Source organism: Aeromonas sp. FDAARGOS 1408, from assembly GCF_019048665.1.
Lineage (GTDB): Bacteria > Pseudomonadota > Gammaproteobacteria > Enterobacterales > Aeromonadaceae > Aeromonas > Aeromonas dhakensis.
This window is the reverse complement of record NZ_CP077394.1, coordinates 4,366,133-4,391,266: the sequence shown is the minus strand read 5'-3', so window position 1 is coordinate 4,391,266 and position 25,134 is coordinate 4,366,133. Positions and strand designations below refer to the sequence as shown.

Here is a 25,134-nt window from a genome sequence, read left to right as displayed (position 1 = left end):
TCCGGATTGACGAGAGAATGCGGATCTTATCATGTGAGGGGTCAGGCGACTGCCTGCATCTGTGTGGTCATGGCGATCTCGGCACGGCGGCGTTTCTCAGCCTTGGCCATCAGATACCAGCTGCCGAAGGTGAACAGCGATACCGACAGCAGGATCAGGCTGGCCACCGCGTTGATCTCGGGCTTAACCCCAAGCCGCACCGCCGAGAAGACCTCCATCGGCAGGGTGGTCGAACCCGGGCCGGAGACGAAGCTCGCCAGCACCAGATCATCCAGCGACAGGGCAAACGACATCATGCCGCCCGCTGCCAGCGAGGGGGCGATCATCGGAATGGTGATCAGGAAGAACACCTTCCAGGGTTTGGCCCCCAGATCCATGGCCGCCTCCTCGATGGAGAGATCCAGCTCCCGCAGCCGCGCCGACACCACGATCGCCACATAGGCGGTACAGAAGGTGGTGTGGGCTATCCAGATGGTCACCATGCCCCGCTCGGCAGGCCAGCCCACCAGCTGGGCCATGGCCACGAACAGCAGCAGCAAGGAGAGACCGGTGATCACCTCGGGCATCACCAGCGGCGCCGTCACCATGCCGCCGAACAGGGTCCGACCGCGGAAGTGCGGGATCCGGGTCAACACGAAGGCCGCCACCGTCCCCAGCGCCACCGCCGAGATGGCGGTGTAGAAGGCAATCTCCAGCGAGCGCAACACGGAGCTGATCAACTGCTTGTTGTCGAGCAGGCCGAAGTACCACTTCAGCGACCAGCCCCCCCATACCGTCACCAGCTTGGAGGCGTTGAAGGAGTAGATCACCATGATGATCATGGGCAGGTAGATGAACAGCAGCCCCAGCCACAGCATCAGCTTGGCAAAACCGAAACGTCTCATCATGCCTTGCCCTCCAGCTCTTTGGCCTGGTTACGGTTGAACAGGATGATGGGGATGATCAGCACCGCCAGCATCACCACCGCCAGCGCGGAGGCCACCGGCCAGTCGCGGTTGTTGAAGAACTCCTGCCACAGCACTTTACCTATCATCAGGGTCTCGGGGCCGCCCAGCAGCTCCGGAATGACGAACTCGCCCACCACCGGAATGAACACCAGCATGCAGCCGGCGATGATGCCGTTCTTGGAGAGCGGTACCGTGATCCGCCAGAACCGGGTCAGGTTGCGGGCCCCCAGATCGGAGGCCGCCTCCAGCAGGCTCTGGTCATGCTTGACCAGGTTGGCGTAGAGCGGCAGCACCATGAACGGCAGGTAGGAGTAAACGATGCCGATGTAGACCGCCAGGTTGGTATTGAGGATCTGCAGCGGCTCGTCGATGAGGCCGATGCCCATCAGCAGGCTGTTGAGCAGGCCGTTGTTGCTGAGAATGCCCATCCAGGCGTAGACCCGGATCAGGATCGCGGTCCAGGTCGGCATCATGATGAGCAGCAGCAGTACGGTCTGGGTCTCCTTGTTGGCCCGCGCAATGGAGTAGGCCATGGGATAACCGATCAGCAGGCAGAGAATGGTGCTGACCAGGGCCATCTTGAGGGAGCCGAGATAGGCCGCAATGTAGAGCTCATCCTCTCGCAGCAGCAGGTAGTTGCCCATGTTGAGCAGTATGGTGAGCTGATTGTCCGCCCAGCTCACCACGTCGGTGTAGGGCGGGATCGCCACGTCCGCTTCGGCGAAGCTGATCTTCACGACGATGATGAAGGGCAGCAGGAAGAACAGGAACAACCAGAAGAACGGGATGCCGATCACCAGCTGCCGCCCCCCCAACGACTTCAGTCGTTTCAATGCCATCATGATTGCAGCACCACGCCGCTGTCATCTTCCCAGTAGAGGAACACCTGGTCATCCCAGGTCGGCCGCTTGCCGTGGCGTTCGGCGTTGGCGATGAAAGCCTGAACGATTTTGCCCGAGGGCAACTGGATGTAGTAAACCGAATGACCGCCCAGATAGGCGATGTCGTAGACCTCGCCCTTGGTCCAGTTGAAGTCCGGATGCTCGATCTCCACCGGCTTTTGCAGGCTCATCAGCAGCTTTTCCGGCCGCAGGGCGTAGGTCACCTTCTTGTTCTCGGCGCGGGAGCTGATGCCATGGCCCACGTAGATGGGCTGCTCCAGATCGGCGCAGGCGATGGTGGCGTGGTCCTGCTCATCCTCCACCAGCAGGCCGTCAAACAGGTTGACGTTGCCGATGAACTCGCACACCAGCCGGCTGGCCGGGGTTTCGTAGATATCCATCGGGCTGCCGATCTGCTCGATGCAGCCCAGGTGCATGATGGCGATCCGCTCGGCCATGGTCATGGCTTCTTCCTGATCGTGGGTCACCATGACGCAGGTAACCCCGACCCGTTCGATGATCTCGACCAGCTCCAGCTGCATCTGGGAACGCAGCTTCTTGTCGAGCGCCCCCATGGGCTCATCCAGCAACAGCAGCTTGGGCCGCTTGGCTAGCGAGCGCGCCAGCGCCACCCGCTGACGCTGGCCACCGGAGAGCTGATGGGGCTTGCGGCGGGCATACTGGGTCATCTGCACCAGCTTGAGCATCTCCTCTACCCTGGCGTCGATCTCCGCCTTGGGCAGGTTGTCCTGCTTGAGACCGAAGGCGATGTTCTGCGCCACCGTCATATGGGGGAACAGGGCGTAGGACTGAAACATCATGTTGATGGGACGCTCATAGGGCGGCATGTCGGTGATGTCGACGCCGTCGAGGAACAGCCGCCCCTCGGTGGGGCGCTCGAACCCCGCCAGCATCCGCAGCAGGGTCGACTTGCCGGAGCCGGACCCGCCCAGCAGGGCGAAAATCTCGCCCTTGTGGATGTTGAGGGACACGTTGTCGACCGCCAGCGTTTCATCGAACTGCTTGCTTACCCTGTCTATCTTGACCAGCACTTCTTTGCGTTGCTGGCTGCCCTCGAGGGCTTTCTTGTAGGCACTGGAGGCTATCGCCATTACCAAACTCCCAAAGGTAATACCGGCCGGGGCCGATCCATAAAACAGTCTGGCGCCCCGGGACGGGCGCCAAGGTTAGGTTCCGGACTTGATCCTGGTCCAACTCCGGGTGATCAGACGCTGCACCGCACGGGGATGTGCCTGCTGCACATAGAGCCGTTCCAGCACCGCCTGGGGTGGATAGACGGATTCGTCTTCGCGCACGCGTTTCTCCATGAACTCTCCCGCCCTGCTGTTGGGGTTGGCATACCCCACGTAATCGCTCACCTTGGCGATGACGTCAGGCTCGAGAATGTAGTTGATGAGGGCGTGCGCCTCTTTCACGTTGGTGGCATCGGCCGGGATCGCCATCATGTCGAACCAGAGGTTGCCCCCCTCCTTCGGAATGCTGTAGGCGATCTTGATCCCCTTGCCCGCCTCCTCGGCCCTCGCCGCCGCTTGCAGGATGTCACCGGAGAAGCCGGCCGCCACGCAGATGTTGCCATTAGCGAGATCACCGATGTACTTGGAGGAGTGGAAGTAGGCCACGTAGGGGCGCACCTTGAGCAGCTGCTCTTCGGCCCGCTTGAGGTCCGCCGGCTCATGGCTGTTGGGGTCGAGCCCCAGATAGTTGAGCGCCGCCGGGATCATCTCGTCCGCCGAATCGAGGAAGGCCACCCCGCAGTGGGAGAGCTTCTTCATGTTTTCCGGCTCGAAGATGGTCGCCCAGGAGTCGATCTTGTCGACCCCCAGCACCGCCTTGACCTTCTCGACGTTGTAACCGATGCCGTTGGTGCCCCACAGATAAGGCACGGCGTATTGATGGCCCGGATCCACCTTGTCGAGCTGCTTGAGCAGCACGGGATCCAGATTGGCCAGATTGGGCAACAGGGCGGGATCCAGCTTCTGGAAGGCCCCCGCCTTGATCTGCTTGGCCAGGAAATTGTTGGAGGGCACGACCAGATCGTAACCGGTACGGCCGGTCAGCAGCTTGCCTTCCAGCGTCTCGTTGGAGTCAAACACGTCATAGACGGTCTTGATCCCGGTCTTTTGCTGGAAGTCGCTGAGGGTGGTCTCGCCGATATAGTCGGACCAGTTGTAAAAATGAACCACAGGGGCTGCCTGGGTCAGATTTGCAAACCCCAGGGTCAGGGCCAGCGTAGCTATCTTGGTCATGTGCACTTACTCAGTCCTCTTTATGTGTGATTTGCCAGTGCGCATCCATACGCGCCGTCCAACCTGTCGGGTGGGTCACCACCCTCCCGGCCGAACTGCGGACCGGGAGGGGCACTCTTCACTTACTTGCCTGACTTGATCTTGGTCCAGCTACGAGTCATCAGACGCTGCACCTTGGCCGGCAGATCCGGGAAGGTGTAGATCTTCTTGAGGGTCTCATCGCTCGGGTAGATGCCCGGATCGTTGCGGATCTTCTCGGACACCAGCGGCACGGAGGCCTTGTTCCCGCTCGGGTAGCTGACGGCGTCGGAGATCTGGGCGATCACCTCGGGCTTCATCAGATAGTTCAGGAATACATGGGCCGCTTCCACGTTCTTGGCATCGGCCGGAATGGCCAGCATGTCGAAGAAGCTGCCTGCCCCCTCTTTCGGGATCACGTAGGTCAGATTGATGCCGTTCTTGGCCTCGATCGCCCGGGACTTGGACTGCTGCAAGTCACCGGAATAGCCGACCGCCACACACAGGTTGCCGTTGGCCAGATCCGAAATGTACTTGGAGGAGTGGAAGTAGGCGGTGTAGGGACGGATGGAGAGGAACAGCTCCTCCGCCTTCTTCAGCTCGTCTGGCTTCTGGCTGTCCGGCTTGAAGCCCAGGTATTGCAGGGCGGCCGGCAGCATTTCAGTCGGCGAGTCGAGGAAGGAGACACCGCACTCCTTCAACTTGGCCATGTTTTCCGGTTTGAACACCAGATCCCAGGAGTCCACCGGCGCCTTGTCACCCAGCACGGCTTTCACCTTCTCCGGGTTGTAGGCATAACCGATGGTGCCCCACAGGTAAGGAATGGAGTACTGGTTACCCGGGTCGCTCGGTTCGAGCGCCTTGAGCAACGAGGTATCCAGGTTTTGCCAGTTGGAGAGCTTGGACTTGTCCAGTTTCTGGAACACGCCCGCCTTGATCTGCTTGGCCAGGAAGGGGTTGGACGGCACCACGATGTCATAGCCCGAGCTGCCTGCCAGCAACTTGGCTTCCAGCACCTCGTTGCTGTCGAACACGTCGTAGACCACCTTGATGCCCGTCTCTTTCTGGAAGTCTTCCAGGGTGTTTGGCGCGATATAGTCGCTCCAGTTGTAGACGTGCAACACCTTCTCTTCGGCCATCGCCGCGCCGCTCATCATGACCAGCGCCACCGAGGCTGCAATCATTCCCGTTTTGAAAGACATCGTCCTTGTCTCCTAAGCAAATTGTATGCGCAAGCCAACCTGCCCGGCGCCCGCCTATCCCCGCAGCTTTGCCGCCGTCAGATCCAGACTGAGCCTGGCCAGATTGACCAATTCATCCACCTGTTCCTCGGTGATCACCAAGGGGGGCGATATGATCATGGTATCGCCGACCGCCCTCATCACCAAGCCATTGTTAAAGCAGAACTCCCGACAGGTCATACCGGCCTGCAGCTCAGCCGGGAAGCGGCTGTTGGTCTGCTTGTCCTGCACTATTTCCAGCGCGGCCACCAGGCCTTTACCACGGGTTTCGCCCACCAGCGGATGGTCCGCCAGCTCCGCCCAGCGACGCTGCAAATAGGGGCCGATACTATCATGAACTCGCTTAACTATGCTTTCGTTTTGCATAAGCGTAATGTTGGCAATGGCCACGGCGCAGGCCACCGGATGACCGGAGTAGGTGAAGCCGTGGTTGAATTCGCCCCCCTCTTCCACCATCACCTTGGCGACCCTGTCCCCCACCATCACGGCCCCCATCGGCAGGTAGCCGGAGGTGATCCCCTTGGCCAGGCACATGAGGTCCGGCTTGATACCGAAGCCTTCACTGGCAAACCAGTGACCGGTGCGGCCAAAGCCGCAGATCACCTCGTCGGCGATGAGCAGGATGCCGTACTTGTCGCAGATGTGCTGGATCTCCGGCCAGTAGCTGTCGGGCGGGATGATGACACCGCCGGCGCCCTGGATCGGCTCGCCGATGAAGGCGGCCACCTTGTCCACCCCCAGCTCCAGAATCTTCTCCTCCAGCTGACGGGCACGAGCCAGGCCGAATTCGTGGGCGCTCATCCCCTGCCCCTCGCCGAAGTGATAGGGCTGATCGATGTGCACTATGCCGGGGATCGGCAGCCCGCCCTGGGCGTGCATCCCCTTCATGCCGCCCAGGCTGGCCCCGGCCACGGTGGAGCCGTGGTAGGCGTTGTGGCGGCTGATGATCACCTGCTTGTCCGGCTGCCCCTTGCTGGCCCAGTAGTGGCGCACCATGCGCAGCACGGTATCGTTGCACTCGGAGCCCGAGCCGGTGAAGAAGACGTGGTTGAGGTGCGGCGGCGTGATCTCGGCCAGCAGGGTCGCCAGCTCGGCAGCGGGCGGGTGGCTGGTCTGGAAGAAGAGGTTGTAGTAGGGCAGTTGCTGCATCTGGCGGGTGGCGGCGTCCACCAGCTCCTGGCGACCGTAACCCAGGTTGACGCACCACAGACCCGCCATGCCGTCCAGAATGCGCTTGCCTTCAGAGTCTTCCAGATAGACCCCCTCGGCACGGGTGATGATGCGGCTGCCTTTCTTGTTCAGCGCCTGAAAATCGGTAAACGGATGCAGATGATGGCTGGCTTCCAGTTGCTGCCACTCACGGGTGGTGTGCTGCATTGCTTGCTCCTCGGTTCCTTCGATGTAAGCGATGTTTGTTCGTCAACGGATGAGGGAGGGGGGCTCCCCCACTCACGCGTGGGAGAGCCTGACCTTGGCCCCGGCATTGTCGATATGAGCGGGAACGCCCTCGGGCGCTCCCGGCAGGCCGATGCGCGTCAGGCGCGCACCCGGGTCACACGTTCAGCAGCAGGAACTCCCGTTCCCAGCGGCTGATCACCCCGAAGTAGGTTTCATACTCCTTGCGCTTCACCGCCACGAAGGCGCGGGTAAAGCGCTCGCCCAGCATCTCCTTGATGGGATCGCACTGCTCCAGGTGGCTCAGTGCCTCCTCCAGCGAGCGGGGCAGGCTGTAGGGCAGCTCGTAGGCGCTCGACTTCATCTCCGGCAGCGGCTCCAGCTTCTCCATCATGCCGAGGTAGCCGCAGGCCAGGGTGGCGGCCAGCGCCAGATAGGGGTTGGCATCAGCGCCGGCGAAGCGGTTCTCCACCCGGCGGGCGCTGGCCTCGGAGAAGGGCACCCGCAGCCCGCAGGTGCGGTTCTCCACCCCCCACTGGACGTTGCGCGGCGCGCTCTCGCCGAAGGTGAGGCGGCGGTAGGAGTTGACGTTGGGGGCCAGCAGCGCGGTCACCGCCGGGGTGTATTTCTGCAGGCCGGCGATGAAGTGCATGAACAGCTCGGAGTTGCCGCCGTTCTCGGCCCCGAACAGGTTGCGACCGTTCTCATCCTCCAGGCTCTGGTGAATGTGCATGGCGGAACCGGGCTCGTCGCTCATCGGCTTGGCCATGAAGGTGGCGTAAATCCCGTGACGGTGGGCCGCCTCGCGCATGGTGCGCTTGAACAGGAACACCTGGTCGGCCAGATCGATGGCATCCCCGTGCAGGAAGTTGATCTCCATCTGGGCGGCACCGGATTCGTGGATCAGGGTGTCCACCTCCAGCTCCTGCGCCTCGCAGTAGTCGTACATGTCCTCGAAGATGGGGTCGAATTCGTTCACCGCGTCGATGCTGAACGACTGGCGGGCCGTCTCCGGGCGACCGTTGCGGCCGGTGGGCGGCACCAGCGGATAGTCGGGGTCTTCGTTGCGCTTGACCAGGTAAAACTCCAGCTCGGGGGCAACCACCGGCTTCCAGCCCTGCTTCTCGTAAAATGACAGGACCCGACGCAGCACGGAGCGCGGCGCTATGTCGATCAGCTTGCCATTGATGTCGAAACAGTCGTGGATCACCTGGGCGGTGGGCTCCAGTGCCCAGGGTACGAAACGAATGGTGTTGGGATCTGGATAGAGCTGCATGTCCCGCTCCAGCGGGTCGATCATGCTGTCGTCATCCGGATACTCGCCGGTCACCGTCTGGGTGAAGATGACCTCGGGCAGGCGCATGCCCCCTTCGCGCAGAAACTTGTTGGCTGGAATGATCTTGCCTCGGGCATTGCCGGTGAAATCCGGAAACAGGCACTCCACTTCCGTGATGCGATTGCTCTCCATCCAGCCCTTGATACTGTCCATGTTAAACCCCGACTCTACGGTTGCCATTGGCAAGGGTGTCTAATATATGGAACACCCTTGTTATCAAATTGTAATCGACACCACCATAAAAGCCCGCCATCAGGGGCAATGTCAAGCGGTGGTGTTTAAAAAACTATAAATAACGGCGCATATAATGACCATGGCGGGAACAAATACTAAACACCCTGTCATGGTAACGACCCACTGCAAAGCCGGTGCCAACGAGGCGTGTTACTCCCGTATGTTCTCAGTCAGACCCTGTCGGAATCGGGCCATTTTTTTGCAAGGGCGCACAATCCTTGTCCTCTTTGCTTTGCATGCCTGCATTTTTTTGGTACAAGGCCCGCCCTGATTTGCACTCTCCTGCATGGATTTGGTGCAAATACAGGACACAGGGCTTGGTCTGCAGGCAGACAGCCCCCATAAACAGGGATAATTGGGTTAGTAAACTGACTGGTAGTAAATCGTATGTGTGATTTCATGACTGAAGACCAACTGGCCTTTTACAAGGGACAGATCGAGCGCCAGATCCTCGAACTCGAAGATCGCCTCAACTCCCAGGCCAGCCAGGCCATCGCCACCGATACCAACGAGATGGCTGATGAAATTGACCGTGCCAGCATCGAGGAAGCCCGCCGTCTGGAGCTGAACCGCATCGAGCATGACAAGCTGCATCTGCGCAAGCTGCGTGGTGCGCTCAAGCGCATCAGCGAAGGGGATTTCGGTTACTGCGAATCCTGCGGTGACGAGATCTCCCTCAAGCGGCTGCAGGCGCGTCCCGAGTCCCGCTTCTGCGTTGAATGCCAGAGCACCAAGGAGTTCAACGATACCCACGTGTATCGTCGCGTCGCCTGACGCCTCCCCACGCCGTCACTGGCGCTCGCCGGCGGGATGACGAGCAGGCCCTGTCTGCCTCGATGCAGGCGGGGTCCCTGCCTCGCCGCTCCCCGCGCCACGGCAGCGCAGCAACAGAGTGACAAGTTCTGTTAGACTCCGGGCAAGCCCCGGAATCTACAGGAGAGCAGAGAGTGAAATGGTTCCTCAAACTGTGCTTGTGTCTGCCGTTGCTGGCACAAGCACAGACCCTCACGGTCAAGGTGCCCAGCCGACCGATCAACGACCTCGACAAAGAGTACCAGCTCAAGCTGCTGGAACTGGCCCTCACCCATGCCGACCAGCCGTTTCGCATCCAGCAGGTCGAACTCAACCTCAACCAGTACAGCCTGCAGCAGCAGCTCAGCAAGGGCAAAACCATTAATGTGTTCTGGATGGGAACCTCCAGCGCCCTCGAATCCTCCCTCATCGCCGTGCCGATCCCGTTGTTTCGCGGTCTGGAAGGGCTGCGGCTCTCTTTCATCCACGCCGATGCCCAGGAAAAATTCAACCAGATCAACTCGCTGGCCGATCTCAAGCAGCTGAAGGCGGCGCAAGGGGTGGGCTGGGCCGACAACAAGATCCTCGAAAACGCAGGCATCCCCACCTATTCGGGGCGCTACAGCAACCTGTTTCGGCTGATCAACGACGGTGACAAGCTGAACTTCTTCCCGCGCAACCTGGTGGAGATCTTCGCCGAGCGCAGCGAGCTGGTGGCGCAATACCCCAACCTGGTCATCGATCAGCATCTGCTGATCCGCTACCCCTTCGCCGAGTTCTTCTTCGTCAGTCCCGAGGCGCCGAAACTGGCCAAGGCGATTCAGACCGGGCTTGAGCGGGCCTATGCCGACGGCAGCTTCATGAAGTTCTTCCGGGAGAACCCCAAGATCCGCGAGGCGCTGGCCAGTGCCAAGCTCGACCAGCGGGTCACCATCGCCCTGCCCAATCCCGACATGACCCCCTTGCTCAAGAGCATTCCGGCCCAATATTGGGAGTATCCCCCGCAGGGATGACGAATCGGCCACCTCAACCGGGGTGGCACACACAGCGCGCCAGGGAGGTGCCATGAAGGGAATCGAGGAGTGGTTTGAGCTGTACGGCCAGAGCCACCAGCACCCGGTCAATGTGACCATCCACAAGCTGGCGGTACCGGGTATCTATCTCTGCGCCCTGGCCCTGCTCTGGTGCCTGCCGGCCGGGCCGCTGCCACCGTCGCTCAACTGGGCTGCGCTGGCTGCCATTCCGGTGCTGGCCTTCTACCTGCGGCTGTCGTTTGCGCTGTTCGTGGGGATGGTGGTGCTGACCGCGCTGGGCTTGGTCGCTTGCCACAGCTGGCAAGGCCCCTTGCTGTGGCCGGCACTGGCCGGGTTCGTGCTGCTCTGGATAGCCCAGTTCGTCGGTCACAAGATCGAGGGCAAGCGCCCCTCCTTCCTCGCCGACCTGCAATTTCTGCTGATCGGCCCCGCCTGGGTGCTGGCCAGCCTCTATCGTCGTTTGGGCATTCCCTACTGAGGGAAGCCAACAGGAGAGACCATGAGATACCGTCACCCCCTTGCTCGCGCCCTGCCGCTGCTGCTGGGTGCATTGATTGCCGGCCCGGCGCTGGCCGACAAAGCCGATCCCGTCGGCGAGGTGAGCACCGCCTTCAAGCTGTTTGGCCCCAACCACAAGATCCTGGTGGAGGCGTTCGACGACCCGCGCATCGACGGCGTCGCCTGCTATCTGGCACGCCCCAAGACCGGCGGTGTCAAGGGCGGGCTCGGGCTGGCGGAAGACCCCTCCCACGCCTCCCTGTCGTGCCACCAGATCGGCCCTATCACCCTGCCTGCCAAGCTGAAGGCGGGGGAAGAGGTGTTCGACGTCAGCACCTCGCTGGTGTTCAAGGAGCAGAAAGTGGTGCGCTTTTACGATCAAAAGCGCAACGCGCTGGTCTATCTGACTTACAGCACCAAGCTGGTGGATGGTTCTTACAAGAGTGCGGTCAGTGCCGTGCCCATTATGCCGTGGGGCTGAATCCCCACCATTTATCCCGTGATGACGCCCCATATTTGTTGTAATTTAACTACATCATTATCTGCGGAGAGCGCACCATGAGAGTCGCCGTTTTCAGTACCAAGAGCTACGACAAAGAGCACTTCAATCAGGCCAACAGCCAGTACGGTTATGAACTTGAGTTCTTCGACGTGCGGCTGGAGGCCAAGACTGCCCGGCTGGCCCACGGCTTCCCCGTGGTGTGCCTGTTCGTCAACGACGATGCCGACCGCGAGGTGCTGACCGAGCTGGCCGCCAACGGCACCAAGGTGATCGCCCTGCGCTGCGCCGGCTACAACAACGTGGATCTGGCCGCCGCCAAGGAGCTGGGGCTGAAGGTGGTGCGAGTGCCCGCCTACTCCCCGGAAGCGGTCGCCGAGCACGCGGTGGGCCTGATGATGACCCTCAACCGTCGCATCCACAAAGCCTATCAGCGCACCCGTGACGCCAACTTCTCGCTGGAGGGGCTGGTCGGCTTCAACATGCACGGCCGCACCGCCGGCATCATAGGCACCGGCAAGATCGGCATTGCCACCCTGCGCATCCTCAAGGGCTTCGGCATGCGCCTGCTGGTGAGCGATCCCTATCCGAACCAGGCGGCCATCGATCTGGGTGCCGAGTACGTGGATCTCGATACCCTGTTCCGCCAGTCCGATGTCATCAGCCTGCACTGCCCGCTTTTCAAGGAGAACTACCACCTGCTGAACAAGGAGGCGTTTGCCAAGATGAAGGACGGGGTGATGATCATCAACACCAGCCGGGGTGGCCTGCTCGACTCCAACGCCGCCATAGAGGCGCTCAAGACCGCCCGTATCGGCGCGCTGGGGCTGGACGTCTACGAGGAAGAAGAAGATCTCTTCTTCGCCGACAAGTCCAACGAGGTGATCACCGATGACGTGTTCCGCCGCCTGTCGGCCTGCCACAACGTGCTGTTCACCGGCCACCAGGCCTTCCTGACCCGCGAGGCGCTGCACGCCATCGCCGACACCACCCTCAGCAACATCCGCGCCATCGACAGTCAGGGCCGTTCTGACAACGAGGTGGAATAAGGGGCCTCCCCTGCCCCTCAGCGGTTCATTGCCGTGCGCCGGGTTGTGAGACCCGGCGCCTTCGGGTAGGCTACCAGCCCTTTTTTGCTCAGGAGTCTGGCTGCCCATGTTTATCGGATTTGATTACGGTACCTCCAACTGTGCCGTCGCCGTGATGGAACAAGGCAGCCCCCGGCTGCTGAACCTGAGCGGTGCCCACTACCTTCCCTCCACCCTGCACGCCCCCCATCGGGATGCCATCGCCGGCCTGTTGGCCGAAGGGCTGGCGCCTGCCCAACAGAGCGAGTACCTCAAGCTGCGCGGCCCCGTGGTGACCCGGGCCCAGGCGGTACGCCGCCAGATGCGTGAAGAGGGGCTGATCGACGAGCTCAGCTTCGGCGCCGCGGCGTTGGAGCGCTATCTGGAAGAGCCGGACGATGGCTACTACATCAAGTCGCCCAAATCCTTCCTCGGCGCCTACGGCCTCAAGGCACCGCAGATCGCCCTGTTCGAAGACATCGTCTGCGCCATGATGCTGCACGTGCGGCGCGAGGCGGAGCAGCAGCTCGGCGCGCCTATTCGCCGTGCCGTGGTTGGCCGCCCGGTCAACTTCCAGGGGTTGGCGGGGGAAGAGAGCAACCGTCAGGCCATCGCCATCCTGAGCGAGGCGGCACGCCTCGCCGGGTTCGAGCAGGTGGAGTTTCTCTATGAGCCGGTGGCGGCCGGCTTCGAATTCGAGGCCCGCCTCAACGAGGATGCGGTGGTGCTGGTGGTGGACATCGGCGGCGGTACCACCGACTGCTCGGTGCTGCGGATGGGCCCGAGCCATCGTGCCCAGCTCGATCGCAGCGGCGATCTGCTCGGCCACAGCGGTCAGCGCATCGGCGGCAACGACTTCGACATCCGGCTGACGGTGGAGGGCATGATGCCGCTGCTCGGCATGCACGAGACCCTCAAGACCGGCAAGCCGCTGCCCCACCCGCTGTTCTGGGACGCCGCCGCCATCAACGACGTCAGCGCCCAGAGCCGCTTCTACAGCCTGGAGACGGGCCGCCAGCTGCAGGATCTGCAGCTCGACAGCCTGCCCGGCAGCAAGCTGGGACGCCTCGCCAGTCTGCGTGCCCACAAGCTGAGCCACCAGCTGGTGTGGCGCGCCGAGCAGGGCAAGATCGCCCTCTCCCAGGAGGAGTCGGCCCAGCAATCTCTGGCCGAGCTGGAGCGCGGGCTGACGGCCGAGCTCAAGCGCGATCAGCTGGCCAGCGCCTCCACCCCGCTGCTGGAGAAGATCGGCGAGCTGATGGACGAAGCCATTGCCGCCGCCGGCGTCCAGCCGGACCGGGTCTTCATCACCGGCGGCAGCGCCCGCTCGCCCCTCATCCAGGCCTTCATCCGCCAGAAGCTGCCCCAGGTACCGCTGGAGGGGGGCGATGACTTCGGCTCGGTCGCCTCCGGTCTGGCCCGTTACGCCGAGCGCCTGTTCGGCAACTGACACCCCGGCGGGGATGCCAGCGACGACGCAGGCACCCTTTGCAAGGCCGGTGTTGCCATTTAACGACACAGGCCCAATCCGCAGGACGACAGAAGCGGTCGGGGGCACTCCCCCTTGCCCTGCCTGGGGGGCCGCACAGAGGGTATGCTTGTCACTCCCACTACCGGAGCCCTTTCATGCCCAGATTCTTGCTACTGCTGCTCGCCCTGCTTCTGCTCAGCGCCTGCAGCAGTACTCCCCGCTTTGCCTCGCAAGACCTGCAGCACCACCACTGGGTGCTCGACAAGCTGGATGGCCAGCCCGTCACCGCGGCGCAAGACAATCCGCCCGATTTCGAGATAGGTGAGCACTTCACCGTCAACGGCATCGCCGGTTGTAACCGCTACTTCGGTCAGGGCCACCTCGAGGGGAACAAGTTCTGGGTGACCAGTCTGGGCAGCACAGAGATGGCCTGCCAGGCCCCGCTCGATGCGGTGGAGCAGGCGGTGCTGACCACCCTCACCGAAGGGGCCACTCTGGACGGCACCACCCAGACCCTGATCCTGCAGGGCAAACGGCATCGTTTGGAATACACCCTGCGCGACTGGGTGCTGTAACCCCCCCTTCGCATCACAAAGCCGGATCACAAACAGGAACATGTGCCCCGCCTGTGGCACAATATGAGGCAGTGCTCGCAATGGAGGCTGCCTCAGCCATGTCGATGGACCGTCTGTTTGACAAGATCAAACAACTCCCCACTATTCCACAGCTGCTGCATGAGTTGATGCAGAGCTTCAGCGATGAAAATGCCCGCATCGACCAGATCGCGGCCAAGATCGCCATGGATCAGGTGATCAGCGTCAAGGTGCTGCGGATGGCCAACTCGGCCGCCCTGCGCCGCGGCAACGAAGTCACCTCCATCGAACAGGCGGTGATCCGCCTCGGTTTCAACCGGTTGCGATCTGTGGTGGTCGCCTCCGGCATCATCGGCAGCTTCAAGGCCCCTCCCAGCTTCGACAAGAACAAGTTCTGGACCGAGACCTTCCAGGTCGCCACCATCGCCAAGACGCTGGCCCAGGAGGCCAAGGTGCTCGACCCCGAGACCGCCTTCACCTGCGCCCTCATCCACAACATCGGCGAACTGCTGATCCAGAGCACCCTGCCGGAAGAGGCGGAGCTCATCAATCTGGCGATCCAGAAAGGGAGCAGCCGGGTCGAGGCCCAGCGCGAGATGCTGGGGTACGACTACGCCCAGCTCGGTGCCGAGCTGGCACGGCGCTGGAACCTGTCGGAGGCCTTCGTCGACGCAATCTCCCAGCAGCTGGATCCCCTCTCCCACGATCCGGTCAGCAAGGAGGCGGTACTGATCCGCCTCGCGGTCTTCATCTCCTTCGCCTGGAACGCCGGGGTGCCGGCCCAGGCAATCATAGCCCGCTTCCCCAAGCCGCTGGCCGACCAGCTGGGACTGGATCCCAAGTCCCTCGCCGGTCAGCTCGAAACACTGCATGAACAGGGTAATGCCCTCGCCGATCTTCTGACTCAATAAGCATCATGACCCATCCGTTTCTGTTTCATCCCCAGGTGGCGCCCTGGTTCAAAGAGAGCGCCGACGCCCTGCAACTCACCCTGTTCAGCGAGCTGGACGCGCCGATCCGCGAGGTGTGGCTGCGCCACGAGCCGGACAACGAGGAGTACCTGATCCCGATGACGGCGATCTCCACCCGCGATCGGCTGCAGGTATGGCAGGGCACCCTGCCGCTTCACAAGGGGCAGGATATCCACCTCTACTGTTTCAAGTGCCTCACCGACGAGGAGCAGTGGTGGCTGCACGGTGCCGGCGTCAGCTCGGCCATGCCGCCGCGGGAACAGCATTTTCGCTTCAACAGCCTGCACCAGCCGCCGGCCTGGGTGCAGGATCAGGTGTTCTACCAAATCTTCCCGGATCGTTTCTGCAACGGCGACCCGTCCCTCAGCGTCAAGCATCACGAGTACGAGTACCGCGGCAAGGCGGTCATCAGCAAGGCCTGGGGCGAGCCGGTCAGCCGCCACGAGGAGGGGCACGGCGCCTGCGAGTTTTATGGCGGTGACCTGGCGGGCATCGATGCCAAGCTGCACTATCTGCAGTCCCTCGGGGTGACGGCGCTCTACCTCAACCCCATTTTCGATTCGCCGAGCAACCACAAGTACGACACCCAGGACTACTTCAAAGTGGATGCGCATCTGGGCACCAACGCCCAGTTTGCCGAGCTGACCCGCAACCTGCACCAGCGCGGCATGAAGATCATCCTGGATGCGGTGGTCAACCACACCTCCACCGAACACCCCTGGTTCTGCCCGCCGCTGGGGGCCCAGCGCAACCCGGACTCGCCGTGGCGCAGCTTCTACACCTTTGACAGCGAAGGGGATTACGTCAGCTGGAAGGGCATCCGCAGCCTGCCCAAGCTCGACTTCTCCAGCGAACAGGTGCAGGACGCCGTCTATCGCGCCGACGACGCCATCCTGCGCTACTGGATGCGCGCTCCCTACCAGATCGATGGCTGGCGCTTCGACGTCATCCACATGTTGGGGGAGCGCGGCACTGCCGAGGGCAACCGCGGCCACGTGCGCGCCATTCGCGGCGCGGTGAAGCAGGAGAACCCGGAAGCCTACGTGCTGGGCGAGCACTTCTTCGAGGCGAGCCAGTGGTTGCAGGGGGATCAGGAGGATGGCGCCATGAACTACTACGGCTTCGCCCACCCGATCCGCGCCTTCCTGGCTGGCCAGGACATCGCCTACCACCCCATCAAGATCAGCGCCGAGGAGCTGGATCGCTGGCTCAAGCTGGCGCGGGCCCACATACCGTTCAAGAACCAGCTGGCCCAGTTCAACCTGCTGGACAGTCACGATACCGCCCGCTTCCTCCATCTGCTGGGGGAGGACAAGCAGCGGATGCGGCTCGCCGCCACCCTGCTGCTCACCTACATCGGCGTGCCCTCCATCTACTACGGCGATGAGGTGGGGCTCTCTGGCGGCAACGATCCGGACTGCCGCCGCTGCTTCCCGTGGGAGACCACCGCCTGGGATCACGTGCTGCACGACCACTACCGCCGGTTGATCCAGATCCGCCGCCAGCGTCCGGCACTGCGTCGCGGCGACATCCAGACCCTCTATGCCGGCCCGCACAGCTATGTGTTTGCCCGCACCCTGCAAAGCGATCAGGTGGTGGTGGCCTGCAACCGCCACCCCAGCGAGCCGCGCACCATCAGCCTGCCCCTATGGCAGACCGCGAGCCCCGCCAGCCGCTTCACCGACGCCTTCAACGGCGACAAGTTCGAAGTGGTGCAGGGAGAAGTACAGCTCACCATCCCCGCCAACTCGGCCAGAGTGTTGCTCTCCAGCTAGGCGTCAAAAAAGCGGAACCCTGTGTTCCGCTTTTTGTTAAAGCCCCAGAGATCGCATAAAGTTGTTTGAGCTGGGTTGGATTTCTCTATGAATCATCTAGTTAGTTCACTCAGAGTGGAATAAAACTGGCATCATACAAGGCCGCTTCCGACCCTTTTCGGCTAAACTGGCCCAAGGCACATAAATTGCTTGTCACTTGGCATCACTAGCGAGAATCCGTCATGTTCGACAATAAAACCCTATTGATTACCGGCGGCACTGGCTCGTTTGGCAAGATGCTGGTCAAGACAGTGCTGGAACGCTACAAGCCGAAACGGCTGATCATCTACTCCCGCGACGAGCTGAAACAGTTCGAGATGCAACAGGTCTTCAACGCCCCCTGCATGCGCTACTTTATCGGCGATGTGCGGGATGCCAACCGGCTCACCATGGCGATGCGCGGGGTCGACTATGTGGTGCATGCGGCGGCGCTCAAACAGGTGCCGGCCGCCGAATACAACCCCATGGAGTGCATCAAGACCAATATCCACGGGGCCGAGAACGTCATCCAGGCCGCCCTGCTCAATCAGGTCAAGAAGGTGATCGCCCTCTCCACCGACAAGGCCGCCAACCCCATCAACCTGTACGGCGCCACCAAGCTGGCCTCCGACAAGCTGTTTGTCGCCGCCAACAACATCGCCGGTCAGGATCCGACCCGTTTTGCGGTGGTGCGCTACGGCAACGTGGTGGGATCGCGCGGCTCGGTCGTGCCCTTCTTCCAGAAACGGATCGATCAGGGCGCCACCACCCTGCCCATCACCCATGCCGAGATGACCCGCTTCTGGATCACCCTGCAACAGGGGGTGGACTTCGTGATGAACAACTTCCAGCGCATGAAGGGGGGTGAGATTTTCGTGCCCAAGCTGCCCTCGGTGCGGATCACCGAGCTGGCTACCGCCATGGCCCCTCAGCTGGAGCAGGAGATCATCGGCATCCGCCCGGGTGAAAAACTGCATGAAGTGATGTGCCCGTGTGACGACTCCTACCACACTTTCGAGTTCGACGACTTCTTCATCATCGGGCCGACCATCAACTTCAACAATCGCAACAATGACTTCTCCGTCACCGCCTCGGGTGAAAAGGGAACCATGGTGGCCCAGGGGTTCGAGTACAACTCCCGTGACAACGATGATTTCCTGACGGTTGAACAGCTGAAAGCATTGAACAGCAAGGTGGTAATGGAATGATCCCGTACGGCAGACAGTCGATCAGCGAAGCGGATATCGAAGCCGTGGTCGAAGTATTGAGGTCAGATTTTCTGACCCAGGGACCCGTGGTGCCCCGCTTCGAGCAGGCAGTGGCGGATTACTGCGGAGCCCGCTTCGGGGTGGCGGTCAACTCAGGTACGGCCGCCCTGCATATCGCCTGTCTGGCTCTGGGTGTCGGCCCGGGTGACTGGGTCTGGACCTCCCCCATCAGCTTTGTCGCCTCGGCCAACTGCGCTCTCTATTGCGGGGCTCAGGTCGACTTCGTCGACATCGAGCCCGATACCGGCAACATGTGCGCCATGGAGCTGGAGCGCAAGCTGGTAGCCGCCAAGGCTCAAGGATGTCTGCCCAAGGTGGTCATCCCGGTACACTTCGCGGGCCTTCCCTGCGACATGCAGGAGATCCATCGCCTGGGACAGGAGTACGGTTTTCGGATCATCGAGGATGCCTGCCACGCCCTCGGCGCCCGCTATCAGGGTGAACCCACCGGCAACGGCCGCTACAGCGACATCACCGTCTTCAGCTTCCACCCGGTGAAGATCATCACCACCGGCGAGGGTGGCATGGCGATGACCAACGACCCTGCGCTCACCAAAACCATGCGCATGCTACGCAGCCACGGCATCACCCGCGAACCGGAAGACTTCATCAACGAACCGGATGGCCCCTGGTACTACGAGCAGCAAATGCTGGGCTTCAACTACCGAATGACCGATATTCATGCGGCATTGGGGTTGAGTCAGATGGCTCGACTCGAGGAATTCTTGGTTAAACGACGGAAAATTGCCGCACGTTATCAGGCTGAATTACCACGTCCCAGTCTGAAAATATTAGCCCGTCGCGACGGACGGATTTCTGCTTGGCATCTGTTTGTGATCAAAGTACCAGCAGAACTCCGCAAGACACTTTTCGTACAGTTGAAAGAAGCAGGAATCGTTGCCAACGTACACTACATGCCAATTTCAGCCCAACCAGCCCATCAGCGAAAAGCGCCCGCAGATACAGACTCAGCCCATCACTTTTATCAAACTATAACGAGTATTCCTCTGTATCCGATGCTATCTGACACTCAACAAAACAAGGTTATAGAGGTTCTCAGGAGGGTTTAATCAAGCACGAGTCAGAACTGCTGGTTTCATTAGGCTAGGCGATATTGCTTAATTGTGAGACTACAGTTGCCTTATGAACCAACCACACAGTACACCACACCAATAAAAATTTACTTATCAATAACTTAATTTGCTATCAGCCCGCCAATCATGACTCCAGCCAAGTTCGGCAATCCGTTGTTCGTACAAAGTTATATCCGAAGGATTATCTACTTCGACCCAACCACCAGAGATCGCAACCGTCGCAATAGGAGCACCTTGAGACAACAATAATCGCAACAGGCTAGTCATATCCAGCTTGTTAATTTGTTCGGTGCTGAGTCCTGCTAACACTGCGGATACTCCCTGCCAACCCTCAGGGGTAAACTTTAACAAGCCCATATATTGCCCTTCGATCTCTTCTCGAGCCTGAGCCTGTTCACCGATAGTGATCAATTGACCCTCCTGCTGTCGGAAGCTTTCTGCGTCCGATAAGGGATCCCCAAACCGGGCCGACCAGAGTGACCACCACTCCCTGTCATAGCTGATGGCTAATGGCGCATCAGATGCCATCAAGGTTCTGATGATCCCAGGACGATAGGCAATATCCCCGTAACAGACAAGTGTTGGCGCCGCCGACAGTACAGCATCCGCACACATTAGGCTACGGACCATGTTAGAACTAGCCCAGTTGGCGTTCATGATTCGGCTGTTACCGTAACCTTGTAGGGCTTCACTGCAATATCCGCAAACAACATGAACACTATCGACACCCGCTGCGGCTAGCGATGCCAACTGCCATTCAATCAACGGTTTACCAGCCAACTTTGCCAACGGTTTGGGTTGGTTTTCGGTCATGGAGCCAAGACGGGAACCTCGCCCGGCCGCTAAAATTATGGCTTGCATATCACCTCACTCAAAAAGCCATCGACATAGTTGCCGATCAAATTCATGGCAGAATCCCTCACGTTCTGGGTGCCACATGACACCAACTAATTTCATGTGCTGATGGGTAAAAGCTTCACAATAACCATCGTCATCGACGACCAGAGTCTGCAAACAGGCAGGTAGCGGTAAGGGTATCCGGTTGGCGTGATAGGAGTTGACCTCATAACACAATGTCTCGCTCATGCCTCCCCATGGCAATGTCCGTTGCTTTGAGACTGAATGCCGAGTTGCCACATGATGGGCACCACCCATAATAACCAGCTCGCCACCAAAGAAGCGTTGAATCAACTGCATCCCTCGGCAGATGCCCAGCACCGGCCACTGGTGGTTTACAGCATGTTCCAGCAGAGCATACTCACTCTCATCCCGTAGAGGATCCGAGCCGAGATCCTCACCGCCAGTTACGATGAGCCCCTCGACCCCCTGAGCCTGGGCGTAAGCCACGCTCTGTGAACCAAGATTGGGTAACAATACCCACTCCCACCCCCAATCTAATTGCAGCAAAAAACGATACCAATCCCGAGCGAGCCCATCACGGGCCTCTTGATAACCCACCGCCTGACATGTCCGTAAAGTGATGCCTATCCGCTTCATGTGTGTCACACCAAATTAATTGTCTTATCCTGACAGTTCAGGACAATACCCCGACAACGCAACAGGCGGCTGAACAACTGCTCACCACAGCCAATAGCCGCCGGGATACCAAATTCAGCACAACGAATGGCCATGTGGGAATTGGCTCCACCATATTGCGTAACCAAACCAGCAATATCCCGTGTAAAGACCCAGTCATAACCAGGATCTGCATTCTCGATGCAGACAATCCGCCCCTGTAATGCCGTGGTGACCGGTGTGTCTTGCTGCAGCAATATTCCCTCGGCTTCCACTCGTTTTTGCGTAATAAAATTAGGCAGGCTGCGATGCATTGGTACAACGAACACATCATCCGCCCCCGAAATCAAATGGCCAAGTTTCAGAGAAATGGCCTGCTGGTACTCATGTCTGGCTCTATCTACCCACTTCAATACGACGCGGTCGATATCATCCAGCAGCGGAGAAACCAGACTATCCAGCAGTTGGAATATATCCAGGTAAGAAAGATCCTCCCGCGATAGACCAACCTCTCCTCCCCAACGATTGAGCAAAGCCAGCGCATCAGATAAGTCTCGGGTGAAGATCAACTTGGCGTACTCTCGCGCTTGGACGGCCTGGCCAGAGTAAGCCAGTAGGCCTGCGGCAGTAACAGGCCAGCTTCGTTCATCCAGCAGTCGCTGCAACGCCTGTTCCTCGTCAGGCTGGAGCTCAAAACCTCTCGCCGCATGAACCGACTCCAGCCCATTCGACCCAGGTGTGGTCGCAAACAGGTCGTGACGCTCATCATAGCGCAGCGAGGTAATGTCATAAGTCCCAGGACGCAGATGACCAAATCGAGCGAGAAAATGGTCAGCAGATTGTGTTCCAGCACAAACAGCCGCATAGTCACTGGTGAGATCGGTTGTCACCGTATGTAAAGACTGCTTCCAAAGCTGCAATCGTTCCGTAGAAATTGCTCCGCGACGGCATGCGGAACGCAACAACGCTTCGGCGATGAAGGCATGCCGAGCGAGGATCGCAAAGTTAACGGTACCGAACTCACGGCACACCATCAAAAGACGTTTGACGGATACCAGATCGGCTCGCCAGCCGTGAATCGATCCCCTTTGCTCTTGATCGACTGCACACGCATGGATACCCGCCATTGCGGCCGCTAGTGAGCCCTCGCCCTCGCCGACGATGGCGCGGCACGTCAATGCACCCAGCTCCTGTCGATAGGTTTGAAACGCATCGGAAGTCAGACATCCGGCATAACGAACCTCAAAATCGGCTTCGAAGGTAAAATCCAGACAGGTTTGCACCACCTCAAACTCAACCTTGTCATGCCATTCCGGGTGCTCGCGTAAACGTTCCAGCCAGGCTGTGACCAAACGATCGCTCGTTGCATCATCAAGACCTGCTGGCAAAAAGGAGTTGAAGCTGCTGCGTACATCGATATAGGGATGATGCCCCAGCATCACCATAAGCACTTGATGACGGGGATGGTAATACCCCATCCTAGCTCGGGCCTCCCGCCATGCCGAATCGGTTACCAGCAGACGATAGAGAGATGAAGCCAGTGGGCGCGGCATAGTTCCGATGATCTCGGCAGGATTCCAATCTGGCATCACCCCCAGTAGTGACTTACCACCAAATAGATCACGCTGAGGAGGCAGGGTTTGCTCAAGGTAATGCCGAATATGGGCCAGTTGACGAGCAACTCGCCGCTCAGTGATCGGATGCCAGGTATTACAAAGAGTGATGCGACGAACTTGCAGAATGTAAACGCACTCTTGGCAATCGATAGCAAATTCGATGTCCAAAGGCACCCGTCCACAAAGAGCCTCCAGCTCTCGACATGCCGCCAACAGTGCCTGAATACGTGTTGAACGCACGAGACGATGAGCAGTATCACGGTAGATCAATACTGTTTTCTGGATTCCGACACCACCCGTAATTGTGTCTGTCAGACCACTTTCATCATCATAATTAATCACATAGTAGGGGGCGCCATGCTCCAGATCGTGGGTCATTACGACCCCACTCATCTGAATATCTCTGAGCATGGGTTGCACTAGTATCTGATTCTCTCCATGTTGATGCTGCCCGAATGAGGCAATCACACGCTCGATCGCCTGCTCCAGTTCCGACTGACTATCCACAGGCACATTCAAACAGCTGGTAAAAGCTCCAGCCATGGAATCACATTGGCTGTCTTCATTTTGAGCACTACTACGGATGATTACGCAGCCACCATGCTCCATACCGGCGATGGCCGCAAGAATCACAGCTTTTTGATATAGCCACTGAGTGGCAGTGAAGTAATAAAGAGGGAGAATTTCCGAACGGCTAACCCTCGTTTGTAAGCGAGCCAGAGTTTCAGATTTAGTTCCAAAATTAAAATCGGGAGCATTGAGACTCATGAGGGCCTCTCCTGCTTATCGATGGCGAGCAGGGCCATATGTTTGAGTAGAGGATGAATGATGAAATAAGGCGGAGAGTCCATTTGCTGAGACATCCGATCCCACGGCAACCCTGACCGCCACTGAGCCAGCACAGTCACCAACAGATCGGCACGAATCATATTGTCATAAAGGTAATCGACATCCGTTCCAGCAGGCGGCAATGGATAGTGCTTCCGCGCCAAAATCGGGCCAGTATCGATACGCTCATCAAGCAGCAAGGCACTGGCTGCACAACCGCCCTGCTCAATGATCTGATAATACAGGGTTGTGCTACCCCGATACTCCGGAAGCCAGCCAGAGTGAACGTGCAACACCGAATAACAACGTAGTAATTCCGCCGGAACCAATTGCCCCGCGTAGCCTGAGTAGACCACCAATTCAGGACGCAGAGATTCCAGCATCACAAGCAATGCTGGATCCGAGAGGGAGTGTGCCGAACACACCTGATAGGGCCAACCCAGCTCATCGAGACAATCTGCAAGCTCCCAACATGGATCTGGAGTGAATAGATCGTCGACCATTACACCCTGTACCTGCCGAGTAGACTGGACCTTCCCCCCTCCATCGCCATATACCAAAATAGCATCTGGAATTATGTTCAAGTTTGCTAACGCCTGTACATAGACGGAGGAACGAACCGTACGGCCACAAAGCAGTACTAGACGTTGTGCACTCATAGACCCATCTCCGAACTCAACTCACTCAATAGTTGCTGTTCCATATTCAAGAGCCAAGCCAAATAAGCCCCCTGTTCTGCATCAAGATGCTGAATTTGTGAAATGAGAGTGTCATTCAACTTGAGAAATCCACTCAGAAAATAACCGACAGATTGACGCTGCCAGGCACGAGAGAGACACTCAGACAGCCACAAATAAGGTTCTATAGCGAAATAGCTGCTTCCAGCCAGTGGTGGATGCGGGGGCTGGGCCTGATAGCCAACATACAGACGTTTACTAACTTCAAATTTTTTCAATAACCGGAGCAACCAGTAATCAACAACCTCCTGATCATCGGTTTCCGCAACAGCCTCCCGTAAGGCTCGACACATCACCTGCAGCAATGACAGAGTGTCATCAGCACTTGCCAAAATGCATGAGGTCACCGGAGGCAACTCAGGGGCAGGCAAACGCTGACAGGCCAACCTTCGCGATAGTCGCCACGCGTGCATAAATTCATCCCCCATGAATGGGGTATAGTGATAACACTGGGGTGTTTGTAGTAAATCACCTTCTGAGTAGGGATAACGCATTAGAGACCTCGCCCACAGACCTGCTGAATGCGGCTAATATATTCAGGCAACAATGATGCATCAAAACTATTGTGTATCACTAGATCGGGAGCAACAGGATGACAATATTCAATATCAACCCCAACGACATTGTGCAGCCGACCACAAAGAGCCGCTTGATAGAGCCCCTTGTCATCACGCTGCATCAACGCAGACAGAGGAACATCCACAAAAATCTCTCGGTAATCAGAGAAAAGATGACGATTACTGTTCCTTATATCAGGAAACATCGCTAGATTACAGCAGACTACATCGATTCCCTGACCATCCAGCCAACGACAAAGTGATTGAATGCGTTCTGCATTAATTCGTCGCCCAGCGATAGAATAAGCGTCGGCAATCTGATCGTGACAGAACAGAGCCCGTATTTCATCACCATCAACAAATACTAAGTTTTTCTGATCGAGCTTCATATTTTCATATAAAGCATGGCCAATGGTTGTTTTACCTGCACCAGACAATCCGACAATCCAAATAACCATAACAGTCCTCAATCAACTATAAAT

General features: G+C 59.0%; 24 protein-coding genes. 11 read left to right on the top strand and 13 right to left on the bottom strand.

Features of this window, described 5'->3' with window-relative positions:
• Positions 1 to 41 precede the first annotated feature (41 nt).
• The 7 genes from I6L38_RS20330 to I6L38_RS20300 form a co-directional block, all read right to left on the bottom strand.
• Entirely contained in the window at positions 42 to 884 is an 843-nt protein-coding gene (locus I6L38_RS20330) for an ABC transporter permease subunit (RefSeq protein WP_005306605.1), read from the bottom strand.
• Positions 884 to 1,789: an ABC transporter permease subunit gene (locus I6L38_RS20325; RefSeq protein ID WP_010635771.1), complete on the bottom strand. Its 906-nt coding sequence runs from the start codon at positions 1,787 to 1,789 to the stop codon at positions 884 to 886. The genes I6L38_RS20330 and I6L38_RS20325 overlap by 1 nt, the downstream gene beginning before the upstream one ends.
• A complete protein-coding gene (potA, locus tag I6L38_RS20320; protein WP_005306611.1) occupies positions 1,786 to 2,940 on the bottom strand; it encodes a polyamine ABC transporter ATP-binding protein in 1,155 nt (384 codons plus the stop codon). Before potA ends, I6L38_RS20325 begins: the two co-directional genes overlap by 4 nt.
• Positions 2,941 to 3,015: 75 nt before the next feature.
• Positions 3,016 to 4,101: a polyamine ABC transporter substrate-binding protein gene (locus I6L38_RS20315; RefSeq protein WP_017764857.1), complete on the bottom strand. Its 1,086-nt coding sequence runs from the start codon at positions 4,099 to 4,101 to the stop codon at positions 3,016 to 3,018.
• Positions 4,102 to 4,217: 116 nt separating this feature from the next.
• On the bottom strand, positions 4,218 to 5,315 hold the full coding sequence (locus I6L38_RS20310; RefSeq protein ID WP_017779519.1) for a polyamine ABC transporter substrate-binding protein: 1,098 nt from the start codon (positions 5,313 to 5,315) through the stop codon (positions 4,218 to 4,220).
• 54 nt (positions 5,316 to 5,369) lie between these two features.
• Positions 5,370 to 6,731, bottom strand: coding sequence for an aspartate aminotransferase family protein (locus tag I6L38_RS20305; protein ID WP_201881051.1), 1,362 nt, complete (start codon positions 6,729 to 6,731; stop codon positions 5,370 to 5,372).
• 175 nt (positions 6,732 to 6,906) lie between these two features.
• Entirely contained in the window at positions 6,907 to 8,238 is a 1,332-nt protein-coding gene (locus I6L38_RS20300; RefSeq protein WP_005306624.1) for a glutamine synthetase family protein, read from the bottom strand.
• A gap of 468 nt (positions 8,239 to 8,706) precedes the next feature.
• On the opposite strand from I6L38_RS20300, the gene I6L38_RS20295 reads away from it, so the two are divergent.
• The 11 genes from I6L38_RS20295 to pseC all read left to right on the top strand — a co-directional run bounded on the left by I6L38_RS20295 (position 8,707) and on the right by pseC (position 19,375).
• Positions 8,707 to 9,093, top strand: a complete 387-nt coding sequence (locus I6L38_RS20295; RefSeq protein ID WP_010635769.1) for a TraR/DksA C4-type zinc finger protein — start codon at positions 8,707 to 8,709, stop codon at positions 9,091 to 9,093.
• 173 nt (positions 9,094 to 9,266) lie between these two features.
• Entirely contained in the window at positions 9,267 to 10,124 is an 858-nt protein-coding gene (locus tag I6L38_RS20290) for a hypothetical protein (protein ID WP_216988883.1), read from the top strand.
• Between the two features lie 52 nt (positions 10,125 to 10,176).
• Complete coding sequence (locus tag I6L38_RS20285) at positions 10,177 to 10,623, top strand: DUF962 domain-containing protein (protein ID WP_216988882.1); 447 nt, start codon at positions 10,177 to 10,179, stop codon at positions 10,621 to 10,623.
• Positions 10,624 to 10,644: 21 nt separating this feature from the next.
• On the top strand, positions 10,645 to 11,124 hold the full coding sequence (locus I6L38_RS20280; RefSeq protein WP_017781235.1) for a CreA family protein: 480 nt from the start codon (positions 10,645 to 10,647) through the stop codon (positions 11,122 to 11,124).
• Between the two features lie 77 nt (positions 11,125 to 11,201).
• Entirely contained in the window at positions 11,202 to 12,191 is a 990-nt protein-coding gene (locus I6L38_RS20275) for a 2-hydroxyacid dehydrogenase (RefSeq protein ID WP_010635765.1), read from the top strand.
• Between the two features lie 106 nt (positions 12,192 to 12,297).
• Positions 12,298 to 13,659, top strand: coding sequence for a molecular chaperone (yegD, locus tag I6L38_RS20270; RefSeq protein ID WP_017787066.1), 1,362 nt, complete (start codon positions 12,298 to 12,300; stop codon positions 13,657 to 13,659).
• Between the two features lie 176 nt (positions 13,660 to 13,835).
• Positions 13,836 to 14,255, top strand: coding sequence for an META domain-containing protein (locus I6L38_RS20265; protein ID WP_005306646.1), 420 nt, complete (start codon positions 13,836 to 13,838; stop codon positions 14,253 to 14,255).
• 80 nt (positions 14,256 to 14,335) lie between these two features.
• Positions 14,336 to 15,184: an HDOD domain-containing protein gene (locus I6L38_RS20260; RefSeq protein WP_017764864.1), complete on the top strand. Its 849-nt coding sequence runs from the start codon at positions 14,336 to 14,338 to the stop codon at positions 15,182 to 15,184.
• A 5-nt stretch (positions 15,185 to 15,189) separates the two neighbouring features.
• Positions 15,190 to 17,019: a maltodextrin glucosidase gene (gene malZ / locus I6L38_RS20255; protein WP_043170579.1), complete on the top strand. Its 1,830-nt coding sequence runs from the start codon at positions 15,190 to 15,192 to the stop codon at positions 17,017 to 17,019.
• A gap of 221 nt (positions 17,020 to 17,240) precedes the next feature.
• Positions 17,241 to 18,245, top strand: a complete 1,005-nt coding sequence (gene pseB / locus I6L38_RS20250; RefSeq protein WP_216988881.1) for a UDP-N-acetylglucosamine 4,6-dehydratase (inverting) — start codon at positions 17,241 to 17,243, stop codon at positions 18,243 to 18,245.
• Positions 18,242 to 19,375 (top strand): UDP-4-amino-4,6-dideoxy-N-acetyl-beta-L-altrosamine transaminase, encoded by a 1,134-nt coding sequence (gene pseC / locus I6L38_RS20245; RefSeq protein WP_201881085.1) that lies wholly within the window; start codon positions 18,242 to 18,244, stop codon positions 19,373 to 19,375. Before pseB ends, pseC begins: the two co-directional genes overlap by 4 nt.
• A gap of 117 nt (positions 19,376 to 19,492) precedes the next feature.
• Here pseC and I6L38_RS20240 read toward each other — a convergent pair whose 3' ends face one another.
• From I6L38_RS20240 to I6L38_RS20215, 6 genes are read right to left on the bottom strand one after another with little or no spacing between them, the layout of a single operon-like run.
• The gene (locus tag I6L38_RS20240) at positions 19,493 to 20,260 is read right to left on the bottom strand and encodes a phosphocholine cytidylyltransferase family protein (protein WP_043170576.1); all 768 of its coding nucleotides are present in this window, start codon (positions 20,258 to 20,260) and stop codon (positions 19,493 to 19,495) included.
• Positions 20,261 to 20,266: 6 nt separating this feature from the next.
• Positions 20,267 to 20,896 (bottom strand): gamma-glutamyl-gamma-aminobutyrate hydrolase family protein, encoded by a 630-nt coding sequence (locus tag I6L38_RS20235; protein ID WP_201881088.1) that lies wholly within the window; start codon positions 20,894 to 20,896, stop codon positions 20,267 to 20,269.
• Between the two features lie 5 nt (positions 20,897 to 20,901).
• On the bottom strand, positions 20,902 to 23,298 hold the full coding sequence (locus I6L38_RS20230; RefSeq protein WP_043170574.1) for a PEP-utilizing enzyme: 2,397 nt from the start codon (positions 23,296 to 23,298) through the stop codon (positions 20,902 to 20,904).
• The gene (locus tag I6L38_RS20225) at positions 23,295 to 24,017 is read right to left on the bottom strand and encodes a formyltransferase family protein (protein WP_043170573.1); all 723 of its coding nucleotides are present in this window, start codon (positions 24,015 to 24,017) and stop codon (positions 23,295 to 23,297) included. Before I6L38_RS20225 ends, I6L38_RS20230 begins: the two co-directional genes overlap by 4 nt.
• Positions 24,014 to 24,589 carry a hypothetical protein gene (locus I6L38_RS20220; protein ID WP_080760859.1) on the bottom strand — a complete coding sequence of 192 codons (576 nt, stop codon included), beginning with the start codon at positions 24,587 to 24,589 and terminating at the stop codon, positions 24,014 to 24,016. The genes I6L38_RS20225 and I6L38_RS20220 overlap by 4 nt, the downstream gene beginning before the upstream one ends.
• Positions 24,589 to 25,110 carry an adenylyl-sulfate kinase gene (locus I6L38_RS20215; protein ID WP_080760858.1) on the bottom strand — a complete coding sequence of 174 codons (522 nt, stop codon included), beginning with the start codon at positions 25,108 to 25,110 and terminating at the stop codon, positions 24,589 to 24,591. The genes I6L38_RS20220 and I6L38_RS20215 overlap by 1 nt, the downstream gene beginning before the upstream one ends.
• Positions 25,111 to 25,134: the final 24 nt, after the last annotated feature.

Excerpts from the sequence above, each read along its gene's own strand:
- I6L38_RS20330 (WP_005306605.1), bottom strand. The coding sequence starts at position 884 with ATGAGACGTTTCGGTTTTGCCAAGCTGATGCTGTGGCTGGGGCTGCTG.
- I6L38_RS20325 (WP_010635771.1), bottom strand. The coding sequence starts at position 1,789 with ATGATGGCATTGAAACGACTGAAGTCGTTGGGGGGGCGGCAGCTGGTG.
- potA (WP_005306611.1), bottom strand. The coding sequence starts at position 2,940 with ATGGCGATAGCCTCCAGTGCCTACAAGAAAGCCCTCGAGGGCAGCCAG.
- I6L38_RS20310 (WP_017779519.1), bottom strand. The coding sequence starts at position 5,315 with ATGTCTTTCAAAACGGGAATGATTGCAGCCTCGGTGGCGCTGGTCATG.
- I6L38_RS20305 (WP_201881051.1), bottom strand. The coding sequence starts at position 6,731 with ATGCAGCACACCACCCGTGAGTGGCAGCAACTGGAAGCCAGCCATCAT.
- I6L38_RS20300 (WP_005306624.1), bottom strand. The coding sequence starts at position 8,238 with ATGGACAGTATCAAGGGCTGGATGGAGAGCAATCGCATCACGGAAGTG.
- I6L38_RS20295 (WP_010635769.1), top strand. The coding sequence starts at position 8,707 with ATGTGTGATTTCATGACTGAAGACCAACTGGCCTTTTACAAGGGACAG.
- I6L38_RS20285 (WP_216988882.1), top strand. The coding sequence starts at position 10,177 with ATGAAGGGAATCGAGGAGTGGTTTGAGCTGTACGGCCAGAGCCACCAG.
- I6L38_RS20280 (WP_017781235.1), top strand. The coding sequence starts at position 10,645 with ATGAGATACCGTCACCCCCTTGCTCGCGCCCTGCCGCTGCTGCTGGGT.
- I6L38_RS20275 (WP_010635765.1), top strand. The coding sequence starts at position 11,202 with ATGAGAGTCGCCGTTTTCAGTACCAAGAGCTACGACAAAGAGCACTTC.
- yegD (WP_017787066.1), top strand. The coding sequence starts at position 12,298 with ATGTTTATCGGATTTGATTACGGTACCTCCAACTGTGCCGTCGCCGTG.
- I6L38_RS20265 (WP_005306646.1), top strand. The coding sequence starts at position 13,836 with ATGCCCAGATTCTTGCTACTGCTGCTCGCCCTGCTTCTGCTCAGCGCC.
- I6L38_RS20260 (WP_017764864.1), top strand. The coding sequence starts at position 14,336 with ATGGAGGCTGCCTCAGCCATGTCGATGGACCGTCTGTTTGACAAGATC.
- malZ (WP_043170579.1), top strand. The coding sequence starts at position 15,190 with ATGACCCATCCGTTTCTGTTTCATCCCCAGGTGGCGCCCTGGTTCAAA.
- pseB (WP_216988881.1), top strand. The coding sequence starts at position 17,241 with ATGTTCGACAATAAAACCCTATTGATTACCGGCGGCACTGGCTCGTTT.
- pseC (WP_201881085.1), top strand. The coding sequence starts at position 18,242 with ATGATCCCGTACGGCAGACAGTCGATCAGCGAAGCGGATATCGAAGCC.
- I6L38_RS20240 (WP_043170576.1), bottom strand. The coding sequence starts at position 20,260 with ATGCAAGCCATAATTTTAGCGGCCGGGCGAGGTTCCCGTCTTGGCTCC.
- I6L38_RS20235 (WP_201881088.1), bottom strand. The coding sequence starts at position 20,896 with ATGAAGCGGATAGGCATCACTTTACGGACATGTCAGGCGGTGGGTTAT.
- I6L38_RS20230 (WP_043170574.1), bottom strand. The coding sequence starts at position 23,298 with ATGAGTCTCAATGCTCCCGATTTTAATTTTGGAACTAAATCTGAAACT.
- I6L38_RS20225 (WP_043170573.1), bottom strand. The coding sequence starts at position 24,017 with ATGAGTGCACAACGTCTAGTACTGCTTTGTGGCCGTACGGTTCGTTCC.
- I6L38_RS20220 (WP_080760859.1), bottom strand. The coding sequence starts at position 24,589 with ATGCGTTATCCCTACTCAGAAGGTGATTTACTACAAACACCCCAGTGT.
- I6L38_RS20215 (WP_080760858.1), bottom strand. The coding sequence starts at position 25,110 with ATGGTTATTTGGATTGTCGGATTGTCTGGTGCAGGTAAAACAACCATT.